Origin of the sequence: Piscirickettsia litoralis, from assembly GCF_001720395.1 — a bacterium.
Taxonomy (GTDB): Bacteria; Pseudomonadota; Gammaproteobacteria; order Piscirickettsiales; family Piscirickettsiaceae; genus Piscirickettsia; species Piscirickettsia litoralis.
This window is the reverse complement of the sequence record NZ_MDTU01000001.1, coordinates 124,481-131,060: the sequence shown is the minus strand read 5'-3', so window position 1 is coordinate 131,060 and position 6,580 is coordinate 124,481. Positions and strand designations below refer to the sequence as shown.

General features: G+C 38.9%; 9 protein-coding genes. 5 read left to right on the top strand and 4 right to left on the bottom strand.

What is annotated here, in order from left to right; genetic code table 11:
* Both BGC07_RS21005 and BGC07_RS23725 read right to left on the bottom strand, forming a co-directional pair.
* Window positions 1-245 (bottom strand): COG3415 family protein (locus tag BGC07_RS21005; RefSeq protein ID WP_162272282.1); only part of this gene is annotated, 245 nt, incomplete at its 3' end.
* Window positions 178-351 carry a helix-turn-helix domain-containing protein gene (locus BGC07_RS23725; RefSeq protein ID WP_394332126.1) on the bottom strand — a complete coding sequence of 58 codons (174 nt, stop codon included), beginning with the start codon at window positions 349-351 and terminating at the stop codon, window positions 178-180. The genes BGC07_RS21005 and BGC07_RS23725, both read right to left, overlap by 68 nt.
* Before the next feature lie 387 nt (window positions 352-738).
* Between BGC07_RS23725 and BGC07_RS22885 the strand changes: the two genes are divergently transcribed.
* From BGC07_RS22885 to BGC07_RS19950, 3 genes are all read left to right on the top strand, one after another.
* Window positions 739-867, top strand: coding sequence for a hypothetical protein (locus BGC07_RS22885; RefSeq protein ID WP_268801581.1), 129 nt, complete (start codon window positions 739-741; stop codon window positions 865-867).
* Window positions 868-901: 34 nt separating this feature from the next.
* A complete protein-coding gene (locus BGC07_RS00590; protein ID WP_069311556.1) occupies window positions 902-2,722 on the top strand; it encodes a hypothetical protein in 1,821 nt (606 codons plus the stop codon).
* A 449-nt stretch (window positions 2,723-3,171) separates the two neighbouring features.
* Window positions 3,172-3,528: a hypothetical protein gene (locus BGC07_RS19950; protein ID WP_139121559.1), complete on the top strand. Its 357-nt coding sequence runs from the start codon at window positions 3,172-3,174 to the stop codon at window positions 3,526-3,528.
* A 105-nt stretch (window positions 3,529-3,633) separates the two neighbouring features.
* Here BGC07_RS19950 and BGC07_RS00585 read toward each other — a convergent pair whose 3' ends face one another.
* Window positions 3,634-4,710 (bottom strand): ABC transporter substrate-binding protein, encoded by a 1,077-nt coding sequence (locus tag BGC07_RS00585; protein WP_069311555.1) that lies wholly within the window; start codon window positions 4,708-4,710, stop codon window positions 3,634-3,636.
* 238 nt (window positions 4,711-4,948) lie between these two features.
* Between BGC07_RS00585 and BGC07_RS00580 the strand changes: the two genes are divergently transcribed.
* On the top strand, window positions 4,949-5,548 hold the full coding sequence (locus BGC07_RS00580; protein WP_069311554.1) for an MFS transporter: 600 nt from the start codon (window positions 4,949-4,951) through the stop codon (window positions 5,546-5,548).
* 4 nt (window positions 5,549-5,552) lie between these two features.
* Window positions 5,553-6,146, top strand: coding sequence for an MFS transporter (locus tag BGC07_RS00575; protein WP_394332125.1), 594 nt, complete (start codon window positions 5,553-5,555; stop codon window positions 6,144-6,146).
* A gap of 55 nt (window positions 6,147-6,201) precedes the next feature.
* On the opposite strand, the gene BGC07_RS00570 is transcribed toward BGC07_RS00575, so the two are convergent.
* Window positions 6,202-6,396: a hypothetical protein gene (locus tag BGC07_RS00570; RefSeq protein WP_069311552.1), complete on the bottom strand. Its 195-nt coding sequence runs from the start codon at window positions 6,394-6,396 to the stop codon at window positions 6,202-6,204.
* Between the last annotated feature and the right edge of the window lie 184 nt (window positions 6,397-6,580).

The following is a 6,580-nucleotide window of genomic DNA, read 5'->3' as shown; positions in this document are numbered from 1 at the left end:
AATAGTTGCTGAGAAGCTCTTTTAGACTTCTTTTTGTAGTTGGCCTTTAGTTTCTGGCAAGCTCGATGCATCATACTTCTTCCGACAGGAATATCATGTGTTTGGTTGTATACTTCACAGAATTCAGCAATCGTTGCATCCGGTTTCTTTGCAATTAGCTTAGCAACATCGTTTAGGTTATTCCCAGATAAAACTGCATGGCGACCATGGTGGTATTTTTTCAGGTGATAAATCTCCGTGAGCATTATAGGCCCTCCAATATCGATTAAAAGTGGCGATACTGATACCAAATTGCTCTGCGATTTCTGCTTGGTGGTATTTTCCCTTTTTATAAGCTTCTACTGCTTTCATTCGAAGGTCTGTTGAGTAAGCTGCTGGCATAATAAACACTCCTCTGTTTATTACGATTATCTTACAAATCAAAGTGTTAGAGAAGTGCTATAACTTCGAAAAACCTCTTATCAAGGTGTCCTGATTAACTTGACCGGAATAACCCCAAATATAGAAAAATGGAAGTTTTTATCAATTATCGAATTTGTTTTACATGTTACTATAGGCGAAATTTATTTTTTTGATATAAACGTATAAAACTTGTTTTATATGCTTCTGTGTTTTTATTTAAGCCAAGTGAGATTTTATTCCAAAACAAGCAGTTAAGTTAAGGAATAAAGTGTAATCCTTAATTGAATAAAATATTTAGTTAATTATTTAAGATTTTTTTTTGCGGGGGGGGGTAGTATGCCTGAATACCAGATCGGAGCAATAACCTGGAATATAAATCATATTAATGATGTTGGAGAGTGCACAAATCAGACTGTAGATGAGTTGCCAAAAGATGCGGATATTCTTTTAGTGAGTGCTCAATAAACCAGATTCATTATAGACTTTTCTAGGAATTAATATGCCAATTAATAGTGATAAATTAAGAAATGAAAATAGTTTTGATTACTTACAAAAAATCAAGATCCCAGCCTATATGGCTGATGATGAAAGTGGGTTTCCATTTGCTGCAAAAGTAGCAAAGATAGACGAACACAGCGAGTACGACGAGTCTGAGCCTTATGGGAATCTTTATACTGACTTCTTACAAGAAATTGAAGCATATATAGATGACTATAGAAAGAAAAATAATGGAGAATTTCCGTCTAAAGATGGTTTTGACGATCTGATTGACTCGGTTTATTTAAATAGAAATGCCGCGCTTGAACACACTGCCGAGATTATTGCCCCCACTGTCAAAAAATATAACCAAACCAGCGGTGTGGAAGAAGCAGTCACTCATACGCTAAAACCAGACACACCAATTAACCGAACCACTCCCACTTACGAAGGGTCAGGTCAAGGTCGATTTCTTGCGATGATGGCAAAGAATTTTAAGCCGATGCATACAACCAGCCTACCCTCTGTGCGCAAATATAAATACCAACAGTTGGCGGACCACCAACTACCAGTAGAAATCCGATTTGGCACACAGGCGCAAAGAGATGGCGGAGAGGCTCGAGTGAGTCCTTTGTTTGCCGCTTGGTGCCATGCTCAAAAATCAAAGGTTCCTGATGGAGATATTGCTCACCTCTATATAAACAACCTAGGTAAAGACCGTGGTTGGAGTGCAACGGGCGAAGGAGAGAAGGAAAGAAACCTAACTTTAAAATTAGAACAGTTTGGCGAAGCTAACCCTCACATCGCAGTCATTACCTTGCCTGCTGACAAAGGCATGCTCTCTTCAAGTAAACTCACAAGCACTACAAACATTTCTATGGAGCATATTAAAAGCTCAATACTTTCAATAGCGTGTAAGAATGGAAAGGATTTCTACATCAGTGATCACATAAAAAATAAACTATATAAAAGATCCTTATTTAAAGATAAAGATAATGGAGACGAAAGTGTTGAGCATAAAAAATTAAGTGAGTTATTAGAAAATAGTATTAAAGCATTAGGCTTTGAAAGAAGAGTGCAGCTGAGTGAAAGAGAACAACAGGCCTTATATTTTCATTTCTTAAAGTTTGAATTGACCAATTATATCATTGATACGTTACAGCCAAAATCCTTTAATATGTCTTGTAAAGATGCTATCGACCGAGGAGGCGTTTCATCAGCCTATTATAACCTTATCAAATCGATCAAAAATGGCACGCCTCTATCTCAAGAAGAGTTTGAGCGAGCACTCCATGCTCCTCCTGCTCTAGTAAAAGGGCGCGGTATGAACCATCATGCTAAGATTATCTGGAATGCTATCGACTGTTATCTCAAAGGCACAAATGACAAAACGCCTGATTGGTTGACTGAATGGCGAAACCAAAACAGGCCAAGCTGTTTAGTGGCAGCTTATAAACAATCAATGGCGGATGTAATTCAAAAAACAAAAACTCAGGTAGGGTTAGTTGCGCTGCATGACTCTATTTCAGCTGGAAAACATGATTCATCCAACCATCATCGTGACCTTTGGCGACGTCGCCGCCGAAGCTCGATTACTAGAAAGTATTCTGGTAGTGACTACGGAGAGACCAAAGCAGCAAGCAACAGTTTAAAGGATATTGAAGACAAACTACGCACTTTAGTAAGGGAAGAAGGCCGAAACTATTCTGTTTCTCCCTCTGACCTAAACCGCATTATTCCTAAATGGAGAACAAATAATGACTATCAGTGTAGTAGTTTATTTAAATCTCAGTATATAGAGTTAGATACAATAAAATCATCTAGCTCTCTTGAAATGGATTAATTCTGAGTTTATCTGACACTTGCTTGAAAAAGTGAGGGTTTCCGGCTTTGGTCTAAGTGCAAACTTTAAACTACAAAATAAGGTTACCCTCATGTTCAATACCACGGCCAGAATCATAAAACATAAAGTTGGACTTTTAAATTTAGCTGAAGAGTTAGACAATGTCTCTAAAGCATGCGAGCTCATGGAATGATTGCAAGATACATTCTATATTTGGGCTTAAGAACAGTATGTTTTTTGAAATTTTTCATACTCTTGCTAGATATCCTGCGGAATCCGGGAGGAGCCTAGGGGGAATACAAAGTTATCTATCACAATCATTAAATCTTTTCAAAATTAGATGATTCAGCCTTTCCATGCTAGAATTTTTGATATTTGTTTTTGATTAACCCTCAGACCTTATCAAGACTAAACTCGCTCCAGGGTGATTGGTAATAAAGGACAGTATCTTGCTTCGTCAGGCTCACTACTATATCGTTATCGTATTAGCACTGTGCTCCTTTAGCCATGCGACACTCCAATGGCAGCAACCACCCCCTAACCATTATTACCTTGTTTTCAACAATACAACCAAACCCACACCCAATACAAACCCTGAAGACTCTAATTCGCCACTGATGACTGGAGACGCCGGCATGGGTTTTAAGATCAACAAACACCTCTCACTCGAATACGTTTTACTTGGTGTTCTTTATACACACAACTCACCTCTATTAGAGCAAAACGGTTTAGAATGCAACAATGACCAGCACTGTTTAAATATGAGTATTACCGGAGCGATGTTTACGGTACGTTACACATTTTAATCACTTCTCTCATGTAGTCTCTACCATAAAAAATAGGGCCTGAACTCAGGCCACAATCCCTACAAACATGAATGGAAATGATGATGAAAACAAGCTAAAGTACAGCTAATTTCCTCTAACCCTCATGGCTTTTTCCCACATGATTTTATACGTATTTCTAGTGCGTGAAGTCAGCGGTTTCCAGAAGTATTCTTCTTTAAAAAAGCTCTGATCCCCAATTACACTATTTTTAGTTTTACCGTTAACAATCACGGATCCATACATTGCATGCACTTTTTCCTGAACTTCAGGACTGATCATATAATCGAGCAGCAGATAGGCCGCAGCAAGTTTCTTCGGATCTTTTGCAAGCTGTTTACTTAAAGCCATCGTATCAAGCCACACTGTTTGTCCTTCCTTAGGACTCGCTAGCTTCCAGTGTTGACCTTTACTATTCGCTTCTGCGACACCAAACCAATAGGTTGTACCAAACGTAAGCTCAGGCATTTTATCTGCGGGTAGCACCCCACCCCAAAAAAACTTAGCATTGAACACCAACTGGTTAAGCTTTTCTTGTATTTTCTTTTTGTCTTTCTTAAATCCTTTAATTTTATCTATATCATAAACGGATTGAGCGGGATAACCCATTGTAATTAAAACCGTATAAAGGTTTGCTTCAAACTGATCATTGGTGATCGAGTATTGATCTTTATATTGACTATCCCATAATACCTCCCATGAGGCCGGCGCTTGCTTGACTTTATCTTCGTTATAAGCCAAACCATACGACCCACCGAGCAAAGGAACCGAGTATTTCTGTCCTTTATATTGATCATAACTTGCTGTTTGCAGTGAGGATGCCAGATCCTTGTAGTGACTCAGCTTCGATGTATCAATCGGCTGTAATACAAACATCAGCTTATTTTTGCTCATCTTATAATAATTATGTGTTGGCGTGACAACATCAGCTTTGCCGGTACGCATCGCATTGTAAATCTGCTCAGGGTTAGTAATAAAAGGCTTAACAATAGAAACCTTGACGTCAAGATTCTTTGATTTTGCATATTTTTCAAACCCTTCAATAAAGGGGCTGATATAGCCTTCCCACTCTAGCACTTTCAGCTCTGTCGCAGAATACATAAAAAGTGGATTTAGCAGTAAAATCAACGCAGTAATGCCTGTGCAGCATTTCACTAATTTCATTGTGAGACCATCCAATACTACAGATATTGTCGTTAATTATAGACAACCATGAAGGTAAAAAAGTAAAAGTAACTGCTGAGCTCTTTATAACCTTCCCCAAAAAAATTCGCTTGTAGTCAAGCCGTTTCGATAGCGAGTGATAACAAACGGTCACAGCTCTTTTCAATGGTCTTAATATTAGCTAGATTAAGGGGTCAGGCACTTAAAAATCACTAAAACATAACATAAGGGGGACAATATGCACTCACGTACATCGATTATTTTTTTGGTTGTACTCATCTTGACGCCTATGGGACAGCTAGCTGTGGATTTATATATTCCTTCACTTCCCCTGATTGCTAAAGATTTACATACCTCAATGAGCCTCACCCAACAGACCGTAAGCATCTATCTGCTTGCATTGGGTATCGGTCAATTTATCTATGGTCCTTTATCTGACAGTTGGGGGCGTAAAAATGCAATATTCGCTGGCACTTTCTTATTTTTAATCGGTAGCCTTCTCGCAAGCTTTGCACACTCTATCGAAATGCTACTTATCGCCCGGGCAGTACAAGGTTTAGGAGGAGCCGCCGCGACCGTTCTTTCTAAGGTTGTTGCCGTTGACATATATAAAAATCAGCAGCTAACACGTGCATCTGCCTATATTGGCCTCGTCTGGGGTGTATCGCCTGTTATTGCGCCTGCAATTGGCGGCATGCTAGAAGTGTTCTCCGGATGGCGTTTAGGTTTTGCCGTTTTAACTTGCTATGCCTTTATTTTTATAATTCTCGCTTATTTTCTCTTAGAAGAAACCCTACCTCATAAAAAAATGTTTCATTTAAAATCACTTAAAAAATGATACAATAAAAATCCAGAAACATCGTACTTTTTTCTGTTCTATGGCGATTATTAGCCTGACAACAGCGAGTATTTTCTTATTCAATACCGTCGGTCCCTTTTTAATTCAAAATAAAATGGGCTACTCGGCAATCTCATTTGGGTATATGGCGTTAATTGTTGGCGCAGCTTATGCCACCGGCGCTCTGGGCAGCCGTTTTTTTGATAAAAGTCATCCGGCTCAAATCATCTTCTTTAACATCAGCATGCTACTCATTGGCAGCATTACTATGACTCTGTGGTCTTGGCTTGCACCGTTGAATTTACTCAGTCTGATCATTCCTAGCTGCTTTCTTGCTTTTGTTTGTGGAATGATTTATCCAGCACTCATCACACTGATGTTTAGGCCATTTCCAGAACATACTGGCCTTGTCAGCTCATGCTATGGTCTTAGCTCTTATCTTCTGTCAGGTCTGATTGTCTGGATTGTCGGCGAACTTGCTATTCAATCTGTGTTTGGCTTTGCCATCGTCTGCTTATTGCTGTCTCTGCTTGTACTCGCGCTCGGTCTCTTCCTCACCAGCTCGCAAGATGTTAAGCAATTCCAAGTTCAAACATAACTTTCTAAAACTGAAAGGCTCAGTACAAAAGTGAGCCTTTCAATAAAGCTAAAAGCTAGCTGTAAAATGCCCCTTGCTCATTCATCATATCTTTTTGATGTTGAGAATGATATTGGTGCTCTTGCTGCTGCGCTTCCATCGCTGGTGCCTCATCAATAAAGCCGGCTTCATCTGCATATGATAAAGAAGCTGCTGAAAAACAAACAGCAACGGCTAAAACAGGTAATAACTTAATCATTGACTTATCCATTGTGAATCTTCCTTACTGAAACAACACTTACTCGCTATAAGCGTAGCCTCACCTAGAGCGAATAGCTAAGATTAACAATGGTTAAAACCCTGTTTTGTGGCTTATGGCTCACTAAGCTTTTGAATTTCAATAAATTTAATTTAAATATAGTAATGAAACGAGATAATTAACTTTCTTCATGCAT